Annotated in this window: 16 protein-coding genes; 7 read left to right on the plus strand and 9 right to left on the minus strand. The window is 37.8% G+C overall.

Annotated elements, in window-relative coordinates; translation table 11 throughout:
* Positions 1 to 171: 171 nt before the first annotated feature.
* A complete protein-coding gene (locus ACPDG9_RS08045; protein ID WP_430527246.1) occupies positions 172 to 1,248 on the minus strand; it encodes a peptide-N-glycosidase F-related protein in 1,077 nt (358 codons plus the stop codon).
* Between the two features lie 164 nt (positions 1,249 to 1,412).
* On the opposite strand from ACPDG9_RS08045, the gene ACPDG9_RS08050 reads away from it, so the two are divergent.
* From ACPDG9_RS08050 to aroC, 3 genes are all read left to right on the plus strand, one after another.
* Positions 1,413 to 2,462, plus strand: coding sequence for an AI-2E family transporter (locus ACPDG9_RS08050; RefSeq protein ID WP_430527247.1), 1,050 nt, complete (start codon positions 1,413 to 1,415; stop codon positions 2,460 to 2,462).
* Between the two features lie 3 nt (positions 2,463 to 2,465).
* Positions 2,466 to 3,011, plus strand: a complete 546-nt coding sequence (locus ACPDG9_RS08055) for a YqiA/YcfP family alpha/beta fold hydrolase (protein ID WP_430527248.1) — start codon at positions 2,466 to 2,468, stop codon at positions 3,009 to 3,011.
* Positions 3,012 to 3,073: 62 nt separating this feature from the next.
* Complete coding sequence (aroC, locus tag ACPDG9_RS08060; RefSeq protein ID WP_430527249.1) at positions 3,074 to 4,150, plus strand: chorismate synthase; 1,077 nt, start codon at positions 3,074 to 3,076, stop codon at positions 4,148 to 4,150.
* 66 nt (positions 4,151 to 4,216) lie between these two features.
* Here the strand turns inward: aroC and ACPDG9_RS08065 are convergent, their stop codons facing one another.
* Genes ACPDG9_RS08065 through hutI form a run of 3 tightly spaced genes read right to left on the minus strand, consistent with a single transcriptional unit; the run spans position 4,217 to position 7,218 of the window.
* Complete coding sequence (locus tag ACPDG9_RS08065; RefSeq protein ID WP_430527250.1) at positions 4,217 to 4,891, minus strand: response regulator transcription factor; 675 nt, start codon at positions 4,889 to 4,891, stop codon at positions 4,217 to 4,219.
* Positions 4,891 to 5,937 (minus strand): formimidoylglutamase, encoded by a 1,047-nt coding sequence (locus ACPDG9_RS08070; RefSeq protein ID WP_430527251.1) that lies wholly within the window; start codon positions 5,935 to 5,937, stop codon positions 4,891 to 4,893. The genes ACPDG9_RS08065 and ACPDG9_RS08070 overlap by 1 nt, the downstream gene beginning before the upstream one ends.
* Positions 5,938 to 5,964: 27 nt before the next feature.
* The gene (hutI, locus tag ACPDG9_RS08075) at positions 5,965 to 7,218 is read right to left on the minus strand and encodes an imidazolonepropionase (protein ID WP_430527252.1); all 1,254 of its coding nucleotides are present in this window, start codon (positions 7,216 to 7,218) and stop codon (positions 5,965 to 5,967) included.
* Positions 7,219 to 7,293: 75 nt separating this feature from the next.
* Here hutI and corA point away from each other — a divergent pair, with 75 nt between their 5' ends.
* The 3 genes from corA (at position 7,294) to ACPDG9_RS08090 (ending at position 10,669) form a co-directional block, all read left to right on the plus strand.
* Positions 7,294 to 8,382: a magnesium/cobalt transporter CorA gene (corA, locus tag ACPDG9_RS08080; protein ID WP_430527253.1), complete on the plus strand. Its 1,089-nt coding sequence runs from the start codon at positions 7,294 to 7,296 to the stop codon at positions 8,380 to 8,382.
* A 745-nt stretch (positions 8,383 to 9,127) separates the two neighbouring features.
* Positions 9,128 to 9,859 (plus strand): OmpA family protein, encoded by a 732-nt coding sequence (locus ACPDG9_RS08085; RefSeq protein WP_430527254.1) that lies wholly within the window; start codon positions 9,128 to 9,130, stop codon positions 9,857 to 9,859.
* A gap of 120 nt (positions 9,860 to 9,979) precedes the next feature.
* A complete protein-coding gene (locus ACPDG9_RS08090; RefSeq protein WP_430527255.1) occupies positions 9,980 to 10,669 on the plus strand; it encodes a phosphoribosylaminoimidazolesuccinocarboxamide synthase in 690 nt (229 codons plus the stop codon).
* Positions 10,670 to 10,702: 33 nt separating this feature from the next.
* Here the strand turns inward: ACPDG9_RS08090 and ACPDG9_RS08095 are convergent, their stop codons facing one another.
* The 4 genes from ACPDG9_RS08095 to ACPDG9_RS08110 form a co-directional block, all read right to left on the minus strand.
* Entirely contained in the window at positions 10,703 to 11,776 is a 1,074-nt protein-coding gene (locus ACPDG9_RS08095; RefSeq protein ID WP_430527256.1) for an alanine racemase, read from the minus strand.
* On the minus strand, positions 11,776 to 12,219 hold the full coding sequence (locus ACPDG9_RS08100) for a GNAT family N-acetyltransferase (protein ID WP_430527257.1): 444 nt from the start codon (positions 12,217 to 12,219) through the stop codon (positions 11,776 to 11,778). The genes ACPDG9_RS08095 and ACPDG9_RS08100 overlap by 1 nt, the downstream gene beginning before the upstream one ends.
* 473 nt (positions 12,220 to 12,692) lie before the next feature.
* Positions 12,693 to 13,358 (minus strand): hypothetical protein, encoded by a 666-nt coding sequence (locus ACPDG9_RS08105; RefSeq protein WP_430527258.1) that lies wholly within the window; start codon positions 13,356 to 13,358, stop codon positions 12,693 to 12,695.
* A 723-nt stretch (positions 13,359 to 14,081) separates the two neighbouring features.
* Positions 14,082 to 15,197 carry a GNAT family N-acetyltransferase gene (locus tag ACPDG9_RS08110; RefSeq protein ID WP_430527259.1) on the minus strand — a complete coding sequence of 372 codons (1,116 nt, stop codon included), beginning with the start codon at positions 15,195 to 15,197 and terminating at the stop codon, positions 14,082 to 14,084.
* A gap of 322 nt (positions 15,198 to 15,519) precedes the next feature.
* On the opposite strand from ACPDG9_RS08110, the gene ACPDG9_RS08115 reads away from it, so the two are divergent.
* The gene (locus ACPDG9_RS08115; protein ID WP_430527260.1) at positions 15,520 to 20,655 is read left to right on the plus strand and encodes a choice-of-anchor J domain-containing protein; all 5,136 of its coding nucleotides are present in this window, start codon (positions 15,520 to 15,522) and stop codon (positions 20,653 to 20,655) included.
* A 61-nt stretch (positions 20,656 to 20,716) separates the two neighbouring features.
* Here ACPDG9_RS08115 and ACPDG9_RS08120 read toward each other — a convergent pair whose 3' ends face one another.
* Positions 20,717 to 21,385, minus strand: a complete 669-nt coding sequence (locus ACPDG9_RS08120; protein ID WP_430527261.1) for a spermidine synthase — start codon at positions 21,383 to 21,385, stop codon at positions 20,717 to 20,719.
* Positions 21,386 to 21,454: the final 69 nt, after the last annotated feature.

Below are 21,454 nucleotides of genomic sequence, written 5' to 3' on the forward strand. Positions count from 1 at the left end.
CTCACAACGAGCAAACCTCACAACGAGCAAACCTCACAACGAGCAAACCTCACAACGAGCAAACCTCACAACGAGCAAACCTCACAACGAGCAAACCTCACAAAGCACAAATCTCACAAAGCACAAACCTCACAACGAGCAAATCTCACAACGCTCAACCACCTGATCCATCTACTGCACAACAGCAGGTTCAATCGGCGTATTACTGTGTACGACAATAAACGTTGAAATAGCGTAAAATGCTTTGTCCTCTGGGTTATTTGCGGTCCAAGGCTCTAATTCATAGTTAAAATTCAACGTTTTATTTTTCAAATCACCCGATAAATTGTTGATGTAAGGAGGAACAACCATTCCTGGGCACCAACCAGCACGATCGGGTTTCCAATTTCCTGGCGTTTGATTGTTGATTGGGTTGGATGCACAACCAATAGGCCCCATATAGTGTTCAAAAGCATTGGCGCCATCCAATTGAATGTGATGGGTTCGAAAACACCATTCTGCACAACCTCTTTTTACTTTATTTTCATCTATATCAAATGGTGTGGCATGTCCCCAACCCGAGATTGTTGTTCTGAAATACGCTAATTCAGTATTTGCAGGTAGTTTTACACTTCGAGCTAGATCTGTCGTTTGACTCGTTCCGTATGGCACTCCATCAATAGACGATTGGTTGTATTGATATAAAGGTGTTACAGCTGAATATTTATAGGCCGTTTCTCCATAGGTAAAATCAAAATCAACACTGTATACACGCCCTTTCGCTAACCAAGTTTCCGTGTATATTTTTAACTCTACTTCACCTGTTAAAAGCGATTTGAAATCCGTTACGTCAAACTCCCATCCGCGTTCAAGTTTCTCTGAACCTACCCAATACGGCGTGATAAAACGCCCGATTTCATACCATTCATTCGTTTTTTTATTTTTTACATAGACGTTAGCAAAACGATCCCATTCGTCACACTCTTTATTTTCGCAAGGGTTTTGAACGTACATTTTTATCGTTTTTACCTGTTCAATGTCTGTTGGAAAAGTATAGGTGCCTTCTGAACTTTGGGATAAACCATCACCAAAACCTACTTTTACATCCTTAAAAGTCTTGTAGTTAAAAGTTCCTTCTTTGATAGGAGGAGGGATAATGATACCATCGTCTGTGATGATCTCGGGCTCTGTTATATTATCAGAGGAACAAGAAATTCCCAAGAGTAAACTAAAAAGGGATAAACTAAGCAATACGAAACGTTTGTTCATGGTTCTTTTTTAATGTTAGTGAAATGTGAATATAGTTAAAAAATATTTAAAATAAAGTGCTAAAATGCCATTGTTAAAAGGAAAGAAATGAAAGTCTCGGAATGTGATGCGCGGGACATCAGTATTTTTTTATAAATTTAACGAATAAGTTAAACAACTTTTTTATGACAGCTAATTCAAAACGCTTGATTCCCAATTCAATTCTTATTCAATTGGGATTTTTAGTACTCATCGCCTTTGTGTTTTATCTCTTGGCGAGTAATTTGATTTTTTTCCTTCCTGGTTTTTTAGGAGCTTTATGTCTTTTTGTCTTGCTTTTAACGCCTTATCGCTGGATGACTGAGCATAAAAAGTGGAATAAAAATGTATCCATTGTTGTCCTTATGTTAGGCAGTAGTTTATTGGTTTTAGCTCCTTTGTATTTACTCATACAAACGCTGACTAAAAAAGTATTAGTTGTCCTACAGGATAAAGATAAAATTCAAGAGGGAATTGAATCTACCGTTCGAAGTTTAAGAGATAATTACGGCATTAATATCTTTAATGAAAAGACCATTAGCAAAGCAACGGAGCTCGGTACAGAAGCCTTTCAGGCAATTGTCAATACCTCGGTTAATAGTGTTGTAGAAATTGGGGTTGCCTATTTGATGTTGTATTTCTTGTTTAAGGAATACAAACAAGTGCAACGTTGGATCATGCAATACCTACCGATGCAAGAAAACAATATCGATGAAATGAAAGTAGATATGAAGCGCCTGGTGGTGTCTAATAGTGTTGGAGTTCCCTTAACCGCTTTTATTCAAGGGGTTGTAGCTTTTGTTGGGTATCTGATTTTTGGAGTAGAAGACGCCTTTGTGTTTTTTATTCTAACTGCTTTTGCATCTTTGTTGCCGGTTGTTGGTTCGGCTATTATCTATATTCCTTTAGTTTTGATGCTATTGGCCAATGGACAACAGGGAAGTGCTATCGGTTTAGGGTTGTATTGCCTTTTAGTGGTGGGAACTTCCGATAATTTAATTCGCTTTTTACTACAAAAGAAAATGGCAGATGTTCACCCGTTGATTACCATTTTTGGCGTGATTGTCGGAGTTAATATTTTTGGCTTTATTGGTATTATATTTGGACCTATTCTCTTCTCGTTGTTCATGTGGTTGATCAAAATTTACTACCGCGAATTTGTAGAAGTCAATCAATCAAAAATTATCGAAAAATAACAAATGATGCAATTTATTTATATTCATGGTTATGGCTCCAATTGTGAGTCTAGAAAGTATATTTTACTCGAAAAACAGCTAACAACCTATCGAGCTAGTTGTCCAGAATGGACACCAGAAACCGATTTTACTGCTTGGTTAAATCAACTTTTCAACTCGGTTAAACGAGAGCAAACGATTGTTGTAGTTGGCGATTCAACAGGTGCTAATTTTGCGTATCAGTTAAAAGAAATGCGCAATACACAAGGATTAAAAACGATACTCGTTTTATTAAGTCCGCTGTTGAGTTATGGTCATCGATTAAATAAAAAATTGATATTTACAGCGAATTTAAAAAATAGCTTACAAGATATTCTCTCGCCAACGGAGGCTCTCCTCTTGATTGGTAAACAAGACGAAACGTTGGATTTGAAGCAGGTTAATCCTTATACTTGTGAAAATAGTGAAATTATTTTTATTGATGATTCTCATCGTTTACCCTTATTTGAGCGCTACTTAGTACTTATTGAAGATTATGTGGAGCGTCAACGCTTGATTTTAGCTAAATAGAAGGCAGAAACCCTTGGTTTGAATTATCTTTGTTTTTCTCAATACAACGAAACAGTGAGATTATGAGTGGAAATACCTTTGGAAAATACTTTAGTTTAACAACCTTTGGAGAATCACATGGTGAAGCACTAGGGGGAATTATTGATGGATGTCCGGCAGGGTTTACCCTAGATATGCAGGCTATTCAAGAGGAAATGGATAGACGTAAACCGGGGCAATCAACCTTAGTTACCCAACGCAAAGAATCCGATCAGGTGCGCTTTTTATCTGGTATATTTGAAGGGAAAACAACAGGAACACCTATTGGGTTTATCATTGAAAATACCAATTCAAAATCTCAAGATTACGAGCATATTAAAGACGCTTATCGACCAAGTCACGCTGACTATGTGTACGATAAAAAATACGGTATCCGAGACTATAGAGGAGGGGGGAGAAGTTCGGCACGAGAAACCGCTTGTCGCGTTGTAGGCGGGGCAATTGCCAAGCAATTGTTAGCTCCCGTTGAGATTAAAGCCTATGTGTCTGCTGTGGGAGAGATCCGTCTGGACAAGCCGTATACCGATTTAGATTTGAACGCAATAGAATCTAATGCCGTTCGTTGTCCCGATCCAGTCCTAGCACAAGAGATGGAACAATTGATTCGACAAGTAAAAAAAGAAGGCGATTCTGTTGGTGGAATTATCACCTGTGTGGTACAACATGTGCCTGTTGGATTAGGAGCTCCTGTTTTTGATAAACTCGATGCTCTATTAGCTCAAGCCATGCTGAGTATTAATGCAGTAAAAGGCATAGAGTTTGGCAGTGGTTTTGCTGGAACTCAAGTAAGAGGCAGTCAACATAATGATATCCTGCTGCCTAATGGTCAAACGCAGACCAACCACGCCGGGGGAATTGTTGGGGGAATTAGCAATGGAATGGATATTTACTTTCACGTTGCCTTTAAACCAACAGCAACTATTATGAAAGATCAACCTTCAATTAATACTCAAAACCAAGTCGTAACGGTTCAGGGAAAAGGACGTCACGATGCTTGCGTTTTACCACGAGCAGTTCCCATAGTAGAAGCCATGACGGCTTTGGTATTACAGGATATGGTTATAGAACAATTTGGCAAACAAGGATATAGGGGATTGTAAACTGTTGTTTGTTTTAGAGAAAATTAAATTTCCTTCAACTGAAATAATACAATAACGTACAACGCACTACTCTTGAAGCATATACCCCGTTCCCTTGATGGTGTGAATTAGCTTTTGTTGTGTCTCATCGATTTTATTTCGAATATAAGAAATATACACATCTACGACATTGGTATTGGTGTCATATTGGATACCCCAAACTTGTTCTAAGATTTGCGTTCTCGAGATAACACGCCCTTTATTTTCCAAGAGATACAATAGTAATTTGTACTCCTTAGGGGATAAATCAATGATTTTACCGTTTTGACTGACAATGTGTTTTTCGGGATCTAGTTGAAGATCCCCACAGAGATATAAATTGTTTTTGTTTTCGTAATTGAACTTGGTGCGTCTTGTTAGGGCATTGATTCGTGACAATAGCTCGCTAAAGTGGAAGGGCTTAGTCAGATAATCGTCTGCACCTCCATCTAAAGCGTCAATTTTATCTGTTGTATCACTCAGCGCACTCAGCATTAAAATAGGCGTATAATCCTTCTTAAAGCGAATCATTTTAGTTAGTTGGATACCGTCGATATCCGGTAACATAATATCCATGAGAATCAAGTCCCAATCGCCAGTAAGGACAAGTCTTCTTGCTTCATCACCCGATGAAGCAAGTTGAACATGCATTCCTTTCTCTTCTAATCCTTTGACTATGAATTCGCTAATTCGTTTGTCGTCTTCAACTAATAAGATATTCACTATTTATTACTGTTTGAATTTGATTTCATAAAATCGGACACAAGATACGCGATTAATTTTCCAACAACGTGATTATTGGTTGGAAAGTCTAAATCAGGAGCTCCTTCACAAATATGTAAATAAGCGACATTAGACGAATCGGCAAAGAAATTTAAGAATTGACGTGTGCGTTCTGCCGAAAAACCCGTAGGCGTAATGGCACTACTCGCGACGTTTGGAATAGCATCCAAGTCAATTTCTATTCCGTAATATCCAGTGTCAATGTGTTTTTTTGCGTTTAATAATTCATTGCTAAATGATTTCTCCTTTCGGATATTCATTTGTTCGTATGTATTGTACTTTACGCGATCAGCGTGGAGTTTAATAGCGCTAAAAATACTTTTGGACGTATAGTTTTCATGCAGACCAAAAATAAAGTAATTCTTGAGGAATCCTTCCTCAAAGGCATATGAAAAACCGTTGCCACTATGTCTTCCTTCTAAAGGTCTAAAGTCCGTGTGTGCATCGAAGTTGATGGCGTTTATCGCTTTGCCTTTGGCTAAAGCCGTTCCTTTGATATTGCCATAAGCGTTATTGTGTCCACCACCAATGATGATGGGAATTTTATTCGCTTTCACAATTTTAGCAATCAAGTGAGACACTTCTTTGTCGATCGCTTGCACTAATTCGAAAAGGCGTTTTCGATCCGCTTTGTTGGAAGGGTCTAATTGTTTGGCTTCCTCAACCTCAGCGTTGAAGTTGAGATGCCCCAAAATAGTTACCCAATACCCTTTATTGAATCGGTTGTGTTGGATGTTTAAAAAGGTAGCAATAAACTTATCCCAAGCAGAAGCAGTACCCATTCGACCAAAATTGGCTTTTACCCCAATGTCTTCTGGAATACCAAGAAGAACGTATTTACTTTCCTGTTGCGCGAGTTCTTTTTCCCAATTAGAAGGATCTTGAATCAAGTTGACGCGTTCGCCCAATTTGATTTCACCACTTCTTAAACTCGTTAATTCAAGTAGGTTATCTCTTGTGAAAAATGTAAGTTTTACCTGTGTCATGTCGCGTTGTTTTTGGTCTGCCCTAGGTTAGTTTTTATATGGTTGAATTTCGCCATTTAAAATGACAGTTCCAATGAGGTTACTACCAAAGGCATACGGAATTTCGTAAAACGAGTGTAAGGGTTTTGTAATAATTAAACTCGCCTTTTTTCCTTTGGTAATACTGCCATGTGTTGCACCAACCCCCATAGCATAAGCGCCATTGATGGTTGCAGCATTAATAGCCTCTTCAGGAGTTAATTTCATTTTAATACAAGCAGTAGCTACTACAAAATTCATATTTCCAGAAGGAGTAGTCCCCGGGTTAGAATCAGAAGCCAAAGCAAGAGGAAGACCTGCAGCTAACATCTTTTTAGCTGGTGTGTAGGGAATTGAAATGAAATACGAACACGTAGGTAAAGCTACAGGCATTGTGCCGCTGTTCTTCAAAACCTCAATATCCGAATCGGTAACAATTTCTAAGTGATCTACAGAAAGCGCCCCGTGTTTCACACAAGCTGCAATACCGTCAATAGCGGTAAACTGATTCACGTGAATCTTCGCACGCATCCCATATTGTTTTCCTGCTTCCATGATGCGTTCTGTCTCTTCTACTGAAAAATAACCTGTTTCTAAAAATGCATCAATGTAATCTGCTAAATTTTCTTTGGCAATAGCTGGTATCATTTCATTGACAATCAAATCAATATATCCTGTGTGATTGTCTTTGTATTCACTCGGAAAGGCATGAGCACCTAAAAACGTAGCTTTAATCGCAATGGGGTAATTTTCCTTTAATCGCTTGATTACGCGCAACATCTTTAATTCGGATTCAACCGTTAATCCATATCCTGATTTAATCTCTACTGCACCTGTTCCTTGCGCAATAACCTCCTCTAAACGCAGCTTAGACTGTTCGTATAATGCTGATTCACTAGTTTCTTGTAGTTTTTTAGCTGAATTGAGAATACCGCCTCCGCGATTGAAGATCTCTTCGTAACTTAAACCATTAATACGATCTACAAATTCTAGCGTCCTGTTTCCCGCATAAACTAAGTGTGTATGGCTGTCAACCCACGTAGGAAGAACAACGCACCCCGCCGCGTCAATCACTTTTGAAATGCTGTCATCTTCCACAGGACATTGATCCATGGGCCCGTAATCCAAGATGTCTTCCCCTTCAATTAATAAAAAAGCACCCTCAATTTTAGGCAACACCTTCATATCCGCTCCAGCAATCATGTCCACGTGCTCTGCTCTCGTTTGTAGTAATTCTTTTATGTTTTTTAGTAAGATTCTCATCGTTTTTATTTATTTTTTTTGATAGCTATAAAAGTACGTTTTAAAAATGTCATATATTTAAACAAATTTACTAATGTGAAACGAGTTAAATATAGTAAAATAAGAAAACTTCAGCCAAATTCTTTAGAATATTCTGGTTCTTCTCCTGATGTTCCGATCTCCATGCAGCTGTTTATCTATACAGAAGAACAATTTGAGGAGTATAATGACTTAAGCTTGAGGGAAATAGAAGAGGTTTTGCGAAATTCTAGTGCAGATTCAATCAAGTGGTTTAACCTACACGGCTTACACGATATTGAACTTTTACAGGAAATTGGCGATTTTTTTCAAATCCAATCCTACATTATGGCTGAAATTCTAAACTTTGGTCGTAGAACTCGGGTAGAAGATTTAGACGATACCCTTTTCTTCAGTGTAAAAGCACTATTGCCTTATCAAACATTGCAACAAAGTGTCGATATTGAACAGATTAGTTTCATTATGCGCCCAAACTTACTCCTTTCTTTTCAAGAGAAAAAGGGGGAGTTCTTTCACATTATTCGCGAGCGTATTCGAAAGAAGATCGGACAAGTTAGAAAAAGAGATACTAGTTATTTACTGTATTTGTTGATGGACTCGTTAATGGACTCTTTTTTCATCACCTTAGATGTTGTAGAAGACAATGTAGAACAAATCCTACTAGAAGCACGTACAAAATATCATAAAGATATCTTGATTAATATTGAGGAATACACACAAGAACTCAACGATATCAAAAGAGCGGTAATACCTATGCGTGAGATTTTAAACAACGTCAAAACCCTACACGACAAGAAGACTACCCATTTAACCATAATCAGTAAAGAAAGTTTGGTTTTCTTTGATCGATTGCAGTATAAAAGTATTGAAATATTGGACCAAATTGACTATAGTTTAAATAAACTCGACAGTGCGACCAATTACTATTTTTCCTCCCAAAGTAATCGGATGAATGAAATAATGAAAGTATTGACGATTGTGTCCGTGATTTTTATTCCGCTGACTTTTATTGTTGGAGTCTACGGAATGAATTTCGAGAATATGCCTGAATTGAAAGCTAAAGATGGTTATTTCTTTACGTTAATGGGCATGTTTATTTTAGTTTTATTGATGATCGGCTATTTTAAATGGAAACGCTGGTTTTAACTAGTAAAGGACAAAAGCCCCACGATTTTCGAAGGGCTTTTGCATAGGAAACAACATATAACTTAGATAAAGTTTAAAACTTTATATAGTTCAAATTTTCAGTACACCAGAAGGGAGATTTGGGAGGCAAAATCCGAATCCAAATTAGTTCACTTATCTTGTGTAGGAGCTTTCATCAACAAATTTAGATAACCTTCTTTAGTTGAACTAATTTATTCTCTTAAAAAGTAATTAAAGATATGGTAAATGTAGTGGTTAATAGTTAAAAAAAACGCTATTTTTATTCATTATTGTTATTTATTTTTTAGTAAAAAGGGTTTTTGTTTAGGGATTTTTTAATTATTAACATGAATGATTTTTGGATAGATGAAAAAAGTGATAAATAAGTAAAGAACGCTTATTTATGCTAAATAAAAGGGGCAGCTCAACCAGATGAAGCATTTTTAGCCAGGGAGTACGCTTTTTTTTATTCTTTTTTACAAGATATTGAAATAGTTTGTGCTAGAACTGTACTTTTGCTTCCAATATCTGCTATCATGCGATGGGAAAAGAAATAGGCCAAGGAATTACAGGACGCCATAGCAAGTTAGAGGTGGAATTAGGAGAAATGTAAAAAGTCTATTTTTGTTTAAAGTGTGAAAAATAAAAAACAAATGTATTCTTTTTTTAATTATATTTGATTTGTTTATGTTAAAAACTAATATAAGTGCATAAGAGTTTGATATTAGTAAAAATTAGGAGTAGTATGAAAAAAATGTATTTAGTAGTTTTGGGGTTGTCTTTGATGAGTACACCGTATTTTTATGCCCAAAGTATTCATGGAACGTTCTATAATAGAGGTACAAATGAAGTTATAGACGATGCATGGGTAACCTTTTACAATGAAAAAGGACAAAAAATAATCGAAATGATGGTGGACCAAACCGGGAGTTTTGAAATTAACAGCAAGAATGTAGAAAAGGTTCAAAAAATTGTGGGTACAGCGGATGGATTCAATTCGGCAGAAGTTGTGGTTAGTACTATTTTAGATGATTTGGAAGTTAACTTTACATTGACTAAAGAACTAGGACATACAAAACAAGCCAAAGAAACAACCGTATCAAGTGGGAAATCAACAATAGCATCTGCTTCAAATGCAAAAGACCTATTGCCTTTCTACATCCAATACGATTTTAACAGCTCTTATTTTACGGATGAGAATAGAGCAGTAGCTTTTCAGTTATTGCAATACATGAATATCAATACCTCCAAGTCGATCGTTGTGCGCTCTTATGTAGAAACGCGAAACAACGGGCAGTATAATGCTTGGATGGGGGAGCGCAGAGCCCAACGTGTCATAGACTTTTTAATAGAAAACGGCATTAGTCCGAATCGATTAGTCAAAGATGTTGTGCCCTTGGCTCAAAATGCCACAGCACGAGATGGATCAGCAGGAACAGCAAAGGATTTTAGACGTTGCGATTTCCTCCTTTTATAAGACAGTAAAAAAACCGATGATTGCATCGGTTTTTTTTATTCCTCCGTTTATTTAACCAGTGAAAAATGACCATTATGTCGGAGTTTTTCTTATTTTTGGGGCCTAAATAACAACACAACTATGGAATTAAAGTATCAAGGAAAAACAAAGGATGTTTACAGCTTAGCCAATCATCAAGTGCTTTTGAAATTTAAAGACGATGTAACAGGAACAGACGGTGTTTTTGATCCAGGAGCTAATACAGTAGGATTAACGATTGATGGGGCAGGGAAAAGCGGTCTAAAAATGACCAAGTACTTTTTTGAGCTAGCCAATGCAAAACAAATCCCAACACATTACGTTTCTGCAGATTTAGAAGACGTTTCTATGATTGTAAAAGAGGCCGTTTCGTTTGGTAAAGGATTGGAAGTAATTTGTAGATATCGCGCAGTGGGGAGTTTTTTCAGAAGATATAACGACTACTGTACAGAAGGACAAGCCTTGGATAGCTTTGTTGAAATTACCATCAAAGACGATGAAAAAGGAGATCCCGTAATTTCAGAAGATGCTTTAGCTATGTTAGGTATCTTAACACACGAAGAATACAGTATATTGAAAGAATTGACCAAGACAATTTGTTGGATGGTCAAAGAAGAATTGGCAAAGAAAAACTTAGAATTGTACGATATTAAATTAGAATTTGGTAGAGATAAAGCAACGAATGAAATCATGCTAATTGACGAAATTTCCGGTGGAAATATGCGCGTGTACCAAGATGGAAAATACGTGGCTCCCTTGGATTTAGAGAAAATTTTCTTGCAAAATTTATAGCAAAAAAGGAGAAGCTCAAGCTTCTCCTTTTTTTTATTCGATTACTTTTTTTTCTACATAATCGGAATTCATTAAACGAAGGATTCCCATGTAATCCATGTGAAAAGAAATGGTATCCCCAACTTTGAGTTGTTCCGGGTTAGCATCCAAATCTATCACCATCATATCTGAACTAGAACCAACGAGTTGGTGTTTCGGATTAACAGGGAAGAAGTGCTCCATGTCAATATCGAGTAAACCTAAATCGATAATAGCTCTAAACTTTGTTATGTGTTCCCATGCGGGATCAAAAGCTATCTTTTCACCCGTCATGTTGATCCCCGTTTCACCACTAGGCATCATGGGTTTTTCATGAAGTTCAATAATTTCTGCATGAAGTTTAAAAATATTTTGCTCGTATTCCTCATATTGACTGCCATCATAGGCATTCGTTCCCATAAAAAGCGTTTCGCCAATGCGAAAATGATTGATTGCTTTCGGCAACTGATTATTGGTTATCAGCGGAATCGTTACAGATGCACCACCTGAGATAAATGGCAATTTTTTATCGAATTTCAACTCCAACACCTCCTTGTATAAACTGAGTTGAATCAGCTTGTCATTGTTGGGCAAGATACCATACATGCACGTTAAATTGGTTCCTAAGCCTATAATTTCAATGTGAGGTAAACTAAAGACTTTCTCGTAAAAGGAGATGAGATCTTCTCGTAAAACGCCTTCTCGAAGTTCTCCTAGTTCGACCATAATAATGATCTTGTGCACTTTATTTTGTTTGACTGCTTCTTGGGATAGGAGTTTAATCGTTTCTAACTCCGTATTAAAGCTAATATCCGCATATTCAACGATTTCCTCAATACTGCCATTAGGTGCAGGTTTAATGTATACGGTTTCAATCGTAGGGTCAATCAACTTGATACTCTTTAAATTTGAAACACGGGAATCGCATATTTGTTTGGGTTTGAGTGCTAAGACCTGTTCTAAAAATTGCGAATGACCACAGAGCAGCTTACCCACAACAGCCCAAGTAATTCCTTCATTGTCGAACAACGTCTGAAGTAAATTGAAATTGTGTTTTAATTTTGTCTTATTTAAAGTGATATAAGCCATTATTTGTTGTTTAATCTCATTTCTATATACTTTTTCTCGAATCCTTTGCGCTCATATAGATGTTGCGCCGGATTGGTAAAGTCTACGTGTAAGGCAATAGAACCCGATAGTGCTGTTTTAACGCTATCGATGAGTTTTCCACCAATACCCTTTCCTCTTTGTGCTTGATCTGTAGCAATGTAAACCAAAATATGTTCGGGGATAAACCCTTCCATTAACGTATGTAAAACAACAGTAATTCCAACAATTTCCTCGCCTTCTTTTGCAATGGCAAGCAAACCACCAGGTTTGTTATTTCGTCCTAACGCATAATCAATGGCTTTGGCAATATCTTCTTTCGCATCTCCATATTGTTCGAGGTGTTGAAATAAGAAATTTACATATTGTGTTACTTGTTCTGGGGTGACGGGACTGTCTGAATTCTTTTTTTCTATTTGAATCATGTGATTTGTTTTTTACAACCATGCTGGAGTACCTAAGTAAAAACCAAATAAATTATAAGAAATCAGCCTAAAAACTGACAGATAAAGGTGCGTAAAAATGCAACTATAATTCGAAGCGGTAGATTAACCTATAAGTACCCATTACAATAGTTGAAAATTGTAAAATAAAAGGGTTAAACCATAAAAGTACAAAAAACGAGAGCTTCTCGCAAATATTTTAGAATTAATCGAGTTTTTATTTGCGTTTAATTGAGAATTATTCAATGAAAATGTAAAAACAAAAGGAGGAGGGAAGCCTTGCCTACGCTGGGGTCAGCCTTTGTTTTTTTTTATAAAAAAAGGCGAGATAAAAAAAGTGCGCGAAAATTAAAGAAATAGGGTGTTAAACGGATGTCTTAGGGAATTGCACGAAAGAAAGAACACCTTTGTTGTAAAAGACAAAGGTGTTGTTGATACTAGAGATAAAAATGGAATTATAGCTTCGTTAAATTGGGATACAACTCCTTTATTTTATTGATAAAGTATAGCGTCATCAAGCGTTTTTTTCCTTGGAGTTTAGGTGTTGATTTAGGGTTGTATAATGTTCTAAAATCATACGATTGGATAGGATCTTGAATTGCTTTTTTTACAAGGAAAGCGAGTGTTTTACCCTCCACATCAATGGATAATTGATAGCAATCAGACCTTTTTACTTTCGTTATTTTCCCCTGGGATAGTTGATCTTGAGTAAAAATCAAATGCTCCTCCACCAGTTCTTCATCAAAAGTAAGGAAGTGTAAGTTGTCCGAGGAAAGAACAAAAAATGAAACAGCAGTAGATTGGACTACTCGAGCTCGAACACCAACTAACCCCAACAAAACAATGCGCAGAGCCAACCACCCGGTCTCCAAGACTTGGGTTGTGTTACTCTTGATGTAGGAGCATTGGGTAAAAGCAAGAATAGGAATATCTTGCATTTCTTTAGCAAGTAGAGCATATTCCTTGTTGAGGAGCTCTACAGTAATTGAAGGAGCTTCCTTTAGTTTTTCAGGAGTTTCAAATTCGCGATTCGATCTCTTTTGAAATAAATAGAGAAAGAGCAGAACAGCAGGAGTAAAGATACAGACGAATAAAATGATATATAGCTTGGTATTTTCCATTGTCTTATATCGATTTTATTGATAGATAGGACATTGTATCACATGCAATTTTCTCCTGATTTTTGCGTGTGAGGATAAAGAAAATAAACATCCCTACTGAGCTAGTAGGCATACTGCTTTTAATTGCTTTCCCCAAAAGAGAAGCATAACGAATCAGCAACAAACAAATTTCATTCGTCTTACCTAAGAAGGCCCTAGCGCACAAAACAATGCAAACAACCCACACAAATAAAGAAAGTAAATGCTGGTCGTCAATTGATTTTTTCCAACTGAATTTCATAATATATTTTTTAAATGGGGGTAAAAATAATTATTCAATTTGGAATATACTTAATTGTGTTTGTTATGTGTATTGAATACTTGTTTTTTGTTTGAAAAATGTATTTTTTTAGTTAATTTTTTTATCGCTTATTATTGAACTGTTTCGGTTCAAGAAATGCAGTAGGGAGCAAGGACAATTGGTCTAAATACAGGATTAAATACCGTTGAACGGTTTACTGAAAGTACCATCTTTCTCCTTTATCTCCCTTATTTTATATTGGTTTTGGTGTTCGATGAATATATCTCACCTAGTTTATATTGGTTTTGGTGTTCGATGAATATATCTCACCTAGTTTATATTGTTTTTGGTGTTCGATGAATCTACGCTTCGCTCCGATTTTCGCTTCGCTCCGATTTTGCACTACGTTACGATTTTCACTACGTTTCGAATTCTTCTCGCCATTAAATATCTTTCCTATAGGTTTTGCGTTCTTTGTGAATTTCAGGGTTTAAATGCTTCCACAGCTGTTGAATTTTTAGGTTTTCAACAAGTAGGGGATTGGTTTCAATATGTTCGATTTTATGCTTCGTAAAACACGCGTAGATTTCTTCGAAGATAATCGCAGTAACTCCTTTATTTCGATAGTCAGGATCAATGCCTATGAGGTAGTATTCTGCTCGATTATTGTTTTTCATTGCTTGTAACAAATGAATGAATCCGAAGGGAAATAATTTGCCTTTCGTCTTCTGAAAAGCTTTTGAAAAAGAAGGCATAGTAATGGCGAAAGCAATCATTTTATGGTTTTCATCCATCACACAAGAAATAAAGTCCGGATGAATAAACTGAAGGTATTTCTTTTTGTAATGCTCAATTTGAAAAGGCTCGATAGGCACAAAACTCTGCAAATCTGCATAGGTTTTGTTTAGCAAAGCAAACATTTCGTCAACATAGGGCATTAACTCTTTTGTTGTTTTAAACTCTAGTGGCTTAACGCGATAACGTTGTTGAACCATTTGAGACATTTTGGTGATCTTTTCTTCATCAAAGGCCTTGATGTCTAAGCTGTATTCCAACCATTCGGCCTCAGGCTTAAAACCAAGTGAAGCTAAATGTTGCGGATAATACTCGTAATTGTACAAACCGATCATCGTAGCTAAACGATCAAATCCCTTAGTTAGCATACCCGCTTTATCCATATTGGAAAAACCCATAGGACCTTCCATATATTGCATATCATGCGCTTGACCAAATCGCTCTACTTCTGCTAACAAAGCTTTACTTACCTCGAGATCATCTATAAAATCAAACCAACCAAATCGAACTTTGGGTTTGTGTAACTCCTTTACTTCTGTCCAATTAATACAACACGCGATTCGACCTACGACTTTGTGGTTTTTATAGGCGAGGAAAAAACGCACAGCAACTGTTTTAAAAATATCATTGGAGGAATCAAAACTCTTTACTTCTTCTTTGATTATGGAAGGAACCCAGTATGGATTGTCTTTGTATAGGGTGAAAGGAAATTGAACGAATTCCTTCATCTCTTTTTTGGTAATCGCTTGTTTAACTTCGATCATTGCTGTTGAATTAAAATCTAAAATCGCGCTAAAAATACTAAATTTTATACTGTTATTGCGTTTTTATCCGCTATAAATTCCCGTTAACAAGCGGTAGACGCAAGGAGGTCCACACTTGTAAATGTTAAATGTTAAGATTTAACACAACTTCATTTTATTTGTGAGGATCTTAAAAAGTGGTAATTAATTCTTATTTAAACTTATTAAAAATAATATTATTTGTTTTTTTGCCGACTTCTCTTTCCGATATAAGCAATGCAGGCAAAAATACAATTTTATAAATTAGATTAATTTAGACTCGTTAAAATTAATTTGATAATCTATGATTAATCTAAGGCGGTTAAACAAGTGGACATTAGCTATGCTTTTAGCTGTTCCAACCGTGACTTTGTCGGCAACCATGTATGGGGTATTTAGTGAGGCGAAACAGTCCATCCCTCTGATTCATACAAGGAATGAAACGAATGATTCCAATGCAAATGTAATCTTACAGGACAACTTTGACAACCAGGCTGAAGGATGGACGATGGTCAACTCTTCCGTAAATAAGTGGTATGCTGGATTTCCCGAAGATTATCTAGAGGAAGGCGAGGCAGCACAAGGATTGTATCTAAGTGATACCGAAGGTGCTTTTACGTATTCTTTTGGTGCGGCAGCAGTGTCTCATGCGTATAAAACGGTTCAATTACCTGCTGATGTTGATGAAATTACGCTGAGTTTTGATTGGATAAGCGAGGGATATGCTGATACGAATTGGCTTACTTTAGAATCGGTTCCTATGGATTATATGCGGGTATGGCTAGTTCCCAATTCGTTCGTTCCTGTTGCAGATCAAGCTATTTCAGAAGAGCGTAGCGGTGGATTTACGATTAACGATGGACAATATGTCGAAAATGGACGTTTGCGTCATGAAACTAAAACCGTACAAGTAGGAGCTTTGGTTGGACAAGAAGTGAAGTTGATTTTTGAATGGACCAATGGGGCAATTGGGTGGCCAACCAAACCCGCAGCTGTCCGCAAGTTAAAGATTGAAGCTGTGGCTTGTCCTACTATAACAACCTTGCCTTTTGTGGAAGATTTTTCTAGTTTGTCGAGAACAAGAAGTTGTTGGACGATTGTCAATAACAACAATGATTTTCGCCTTTGGAAGTTTGCAACGGACTTTGTCTATAACGAGATTACGGAAACCAATACGCAAATCGAAGCTGCTGTGATGCACACGAATGGCGCTAGAGGAAATAACGACGATTGGTTGATGACTCCCACGATACGATTAACGGGAAATCAACGTTTGCGTTATACGTATCGCGTACAATCTGCAGATTTACCCAATGAATTTCGGGTAGTTCTATCGCAAAATGGTACAGTAATTAACCATTTTACAACGGTACTGGTTCCAACAACAACCTATAATCACACGCAATATAGAGAAAATGTAGTGGATTTGGTAGACGCAAATGGAGTGGGAATAACTGGGGATGTCACAATTGCTTGGCACGTGCCTCCAGGGCAACTCAATGGATGGGCGTTGGCTGTCAATCAAGTGACGGTAGAAGATATTCCGTTGTGTCCTACGCCAATCGCAATTAATGTAGTTTCTAATGAAGTGCATTGGTCAACAGAAGGAACAGAAACGCAATGGGAAGTAGTGGTACAACCTCCTCGTAGCGGAAGACCAACGACAGGGGGAACACTGGTTAATCAACCGCAATACACCATGGAAAACCTTGCCATTGCAACGGATTATGAGGTTTATGTACGCGCTAAATGTCAGGTTGACCCTTTAGATGAACCGATGTATTCCCCTTGGGCTGGTCCTGTGCGATTTAGGTCCCCTATGGAGGTAACTGACTTGCCCTATGTAGAAGATTTTGAAAATCAGCCTGTTTTTGAATTCAGCAACGATACAAAAAATCATTGGATGATTAGTTCTGCTCCTCATGAAGGACGCAATCAAGCGCTTCACATCACCAATGGAGAAGGGAATTATCAGTATACATTGAATCAACGACAAACTTCTCATGTTTATAAAGATATTTTTATTCCCGCTGGAGGGCAGGAGTTGTTAGTACAGATGGATTGGAAAAATGTTGGAGAAGAGAGAAAAGATTTCTTTAGGGTGTGGTTGGTTCCCACGAACTATGTGCCAACAAGCGGTGTGAAAGTAACGGAGTTAGCTACTTCAGGTATTCAATTGGATACAAATTCTTTTTTTCTATCGCCCGATTTTAAGCAAGTTCGCCTGTATGCACCTGTAGCTGCGTTTGCCAATCAACCCATGCGCTTGCTTTTTGAATGGCAAAATGATAGTAGTCGAGGTGCACAACCACCTGCTGCAATCGATAATTTAAATGTCAGTGTCATGCAATGTGCAAGACCAACCGACATTGAAGTAAGTGCAATTGCCCAAACAACAGCAGAGGTGAGTTGGACCAATGCAGCGGATGTAACGGCTTATGATCTCTATGTTACGACTGAAAACACCAGACCTTTAGATACTACAAGACCCACGTATAGTGGCGTATCGGCGCCTTTTTCTTTAACAAACTTAGCCCCAAATACACGCTATTACGTTTGGGTGCGATCCGCTTGTAGTTCAACTCATACGAGTTTCTGGCAAGATAGTATCGATTTTGTGAGCCTACAAATCCCTGGAAATTTGCCGTTAACAGATGATTTTGAACAGGATAAGCAATGGACTACAACCCTCAAAGCAAGAAACAAATGGGAAATTGGCAGCGCAATAGGTAACGCTAGTCGACAGTCGCTCTATGTTTCTTCTGATTTGGGCTTGCGCAACCATTATGAAATCACCCAAGCCTCTGTTTCACATGCTTATAGAGATATTGTGGTACCTGACGATGCGCTTGAACTACTGATAGAATACGATTATCAGGTTCAAGGTGAATTATCAAGAAATAATCCCAAGGACTATTTCAGGCTGCTTAAAGTGCCTTTAACAGCAACGTTGGATGGAAACACGCCCATACAATCAGCAACAGAGAATATCGTGATAGGAGATCCTTATTACGTCAAATCAGAAGGGTGGAAAAAGGCGGTTGCTGTTTTGGATGTGAGTGAAAATCAAGGGGAGGTAATTCGCCTAGTTTTTGAATGGGTGAACAATACAACCCTTGGAGAGCAGTCTCCAGCAGCGATAGATAATTTTAAGGTAAGCGTATCCACCTGTTTGAGTGCGCGTAACCCCAAAGCAGAACTTGTGCGTTATACCTCTAATATTCGATTGTCTTGGGAAGCACAACAGGAAGAAAGCCAATGGGAAGTTTATATAACCGAACAGGGAATGTCCGCACCAACGGATACTACAACGGGTATTGTCGTAAATGAACCAACGCTTCTGTTAGAAAACGTAGAAACAGGACGCTATTATGTTTATTACGTTCGCACAATTTGCCTGGATGAACATGGAGAGAGTCAATCCGTTTGGGTAGGACCAATTAAATACTCGTATTTCGTACCTGATAGTTGTGCAGATTTACAAGGGGGAATTGAAGGAATTCCACCTTCCGAAACAAATGACTATATCATTTGCGAGGAAGGTCCTGTCAAGCGAAAATTAGAAGCAAATTACTTTGATGTTAAAACAACAGATACCTATCAGGTTGAGGCTATTGATTACAATCCTCCTTTTCCGTTTTATGGTGGGGATATGATTGATTTAACAAGAGATGATTATTGGTCTAATACCGTTAATTTAGGATTTGATTTTTGCTTTTTTGGCAAGACCTACGACAAAGTTTTGATTACCACCAATGGTGCAATTACGTTTAGTATTGCCGGAGAGGTAGAGGGTGGACGCTATACGCCAGAAGCACATAGTCCGTGGAGTTTTTGGCAGCCTATTCCCTTTCAACCGACCACTACTGAAGCGCCTTTTGTCAATGCCATCTTTGGGGTAATGCAAGACCTTGATCCAAGTTCTTCGCCAGAGGACTACTCAATTAACTATCAGATTTTAGGAACCTTTCCGTGTAGGGCTTTGGTCTTTAATATCTATCACCTAGGCTTGTTTGGAAGACGTTACAATCCGGAAGATGTGGAAGGATCAACTCAAACTTCTCAGATTATCTTGTATGAAGGAACGAATGTGATTGAAGTACACGTGAAAAATAGACCTGTAGCACAAGATTTCGGATCAAGTCATAACAGAAGTAGCGGGTTAATCGGTATTCAAAATGAAGATGGTACGCGTGCGCATTTTCCTGGTGAAGACGGAGGGGTTAATCGAAATACGGGAAACTGGAATGCAACCAATGAAGCCTGGCGTTTTGTGCCTAATGGCGAATCTACGGTAAGCTTTAATTGGTATAAAGATGGTGCAGTCTTTTCGAAAGAACAGGAAATTGAAGTAACGGTAACTGAATCTGTCAACTATACGGCCAAAGCAGTGTATCAAAGTTGTCAAGGAAATGAGTTAGTGGTGGAGCGCATTTTTAACTTCGTAAAAGATGATTTCGAAGTACCTCAATTGGAAGATCAATGGATCTGTAGCACCATAGAAACCGCCAATCGCCCCATTCGCGTGAATATTGCCGATCAGAGAGAGGCCGTTTTAACGGCGTTAGGTGCAACAGCAAATGATCGTTATACGGTTGATTTTTATGCAGATGCGGATTTTATAGAGCCCTTGTTGGATGAGGTTGAGATTTTGTCGTCAACACAAATTCACGTCAAGGTAACAAGTAAAGAAACGGGGTGTTCTCGCGTAAGTAGTTTCCGCCTTATTCGCTTGCCACTACTCGAAGTAACGCAAGTGAAAAATGTAGAGGTGTGTGGGAGTTATACCTTACCTCCTTTACAAGAAGGGGAACGATATTTTACACAAACGAAAGGACAAGGAACTGCATATGATCCTGGAGACATCTATGAAATTTATGGCTCATCGAAGTTGTATGTGTATAAAAAGGGAGCCTACGATTGTGAAAATGAAACCGCTTTTACACTTGTTGTTCACGAACCAATACAAGCGGATCAACTAGAGGATGTCGTGGTTTCATGTGAGAATTATGTACTGCCTCCTTTGTCTGAAGGGAATCGCTATTTTACAGCACCTCATGGAGAAGGGGTTGAATTGTATGAAGGAATGGAACTCATGATGCCCATGACGGTGTATGTCTACGCAAAGAGAGGGTCTTCATCCATCTATTGTGCAGATGAAAGTTCGTTTCATATTGCGTATGAAGACTGCCCATTGCCCAAAGGGATTTCACCTAATGGAGATGGACTTAACGACACTTTTGACTTATCGGGATATGGCGTATCTAAAATCCAAATTTTTAACCGCCATGGACTTGAAGTTTATGCGCATGGACAAGGGTATACCCATCAATTTGCAGGACAAGATAAATCGGGCAATAAACTTCCATCGGGAACTTATTACTACATCTTAATTGCTCATGGAAAGGAACGTACAGGGTGGTTGCAAATCAACTATTAAACGATAAAAGGATAGAGATCCAAAAAAAATCCAACGCAGTTACGCGTTGGATTTTTTTATATTAGACTAATCGTTTGATGGTGAGTAAGTTGTTGTGTGTAGGAGAAGAAGGCATTGATCGTACTGAAAATTCAAGTGGATTGAAAAGTTTCTTGAATTTTTCATTGCGTTCTTTATCCTCATCGGTCAAGACAATCGTATTAAAAATGATAAAACCATCGATAGTTAAGCATCGTTGGAGGTGATTGACAAAATACTGCTCGAAAAGGAAAGAGGGCATATAGCTATCTTGGAAAATATCGATAATAATCAGATCATATTGTTCTTGACAGGTTAGCATGTATTCAAAAGCATCTATTTGGACAATGTTGTGCTTGTCGCGATATCGATCGAGATTGAAGTATTTACGCGCAACAAATAAAACAGCATCATCTAATTCGATACTCGTGATGGCTCCTGTAAAATTGATCTCATCGCGAAGCAAGTGAACCGTACTTCCTGCACCTAATCCCAAGTTTAATACTTGGTTCATGGCCTTAATTTTAGAATAACCAATAAATTTTAATCCCTTTTTAAAGACTTGTTCCAATTGACCATAGGAGTAATTGGTGTTCTTCGTATCTAGAACTAATTGTCCTTTTTGCCAAGTTACTTCGAGTTTCGAGTTGACATTGGAACGGATCTTCTTCACGGGGACAGGTGTAAGATAACTCAACCACTTTTTTAGCATATTTTCTTTTTCTTCTCAATAGAATACAAATATACAGGAAAAATACGGGGAGCAATTGTGTGTTTATTC

The sequence above is a fragment of the Myroides sp. C6-3 genome, assembly GCF_050522425.1.
Classification (GTDB): domain Bacteria; phylum Bacteroidota; class Bacteroidia; order Flavobacteriales; family Flavobacteriaceae; genus Flavobacterium.

Excerpts from the sequence above, each read along its gene's own strand:
- ACPDG9_RS08085 (WP_430527254.1), top strand. The coding sequence starts at position 9,128 with ATGAAAAAAATGTATTTAGTAGTTTTGGGGTTGTCTTTGATGAGTACA.
- ACPDG9_RS08105 (WP_430527258.1), bottom strand. The coding sequence starts at position 13,358 with ATGGAAAATACCAAGCTATATATCATTTTATTCGTCTGTATCTTTACT.
- ACPDG9_RS08100 (WP_430527257.1), bottom strand. The coding sequence starts at position 12,219 with ATGATTCAAATAGAAAAAAAGAATTCAGACAGTCCCGTCACCCCAGAA.
- aroC (WP_430527249.1), top strand. The coding sequence starts at position 3,074 with ATGAGTGGAAATACCTTTGGAAAATACTTTAGTTTAACAACCTTTGGA.
- ACPDG9_RS08120 (WP_430527261.1), bottom strand. The coding sequence starts at position 21,385 with ATGCTAAAAAAGTGGTTGAGTTATCTTACACCTGTCCCCGTGAAGAAG.
- ACPDG9_RS08110 (WP_430527259.1), bottom strand. The coding sequence starts at position 15,197 with ATGATCGAAGTTAAACAAGCGATTACCAAAAAAGAGATGAAGGAATTC.
- ACPDG9_RS08070 (WP_430527251.1), bottom strand. The coding sequence starts at position 5,937 with ATGACACAGGTAAAACTTACATTTTTCACAAGAGATAACCTACTTGAA.
- ACPDG9_RS08045 (WP_430527246.1), bottom strand. The coding sequence starts at position 1,248 with ATGAACAAACGTTTCGTATTGCTTAGTTTATCCCTTTTTAGTTTACTC.
- ACPDG9_RS08055 (WP_430527248.1), top strand. The coding sequence starts at position 2,466 with ATGATGCAATTTATTTATATTCATGGTTATGGCTCCAATTGTGAGTCT.
- ACPDG9_RS08095 (WP_430527256.1), bottom strand. The coding sequence starts at position 11,776 with ATGGCTTATATCACTTTAAATAAGACAAAATTAAAACACAATTTCAAT.
- hutI (WP_430527252.1), bottom strand. The coding sequence starts at position 7,218 with ATGAGAATCTTACTAAAAAACATAAAAGAATTACTACAAACGAGAGCA.
- ACPDG9_RS08050 (WP_430527247.1), top strand. The coding sequence starts at position 1,413 with ATGACAGCTAATTCAAAACGCTTGATTCCCAATTCAATTCTTATTCAA.
- ACPDG9_RS08090 (WP_430527255.1), top strand. The coding sequence starts at position 9,980 with ATGGAATTAAAGTATCAAGGAAAAACAAAGGATGTTTACAGCTTAGCC.
- ACPDG9_RS08115 (WP_430527260.1), top strand. The coding sequence starts at position 15,520 with ATGATTAATCTAAGGCGGTTAAACAAGTGGACATTAGCTATGCTTTTA.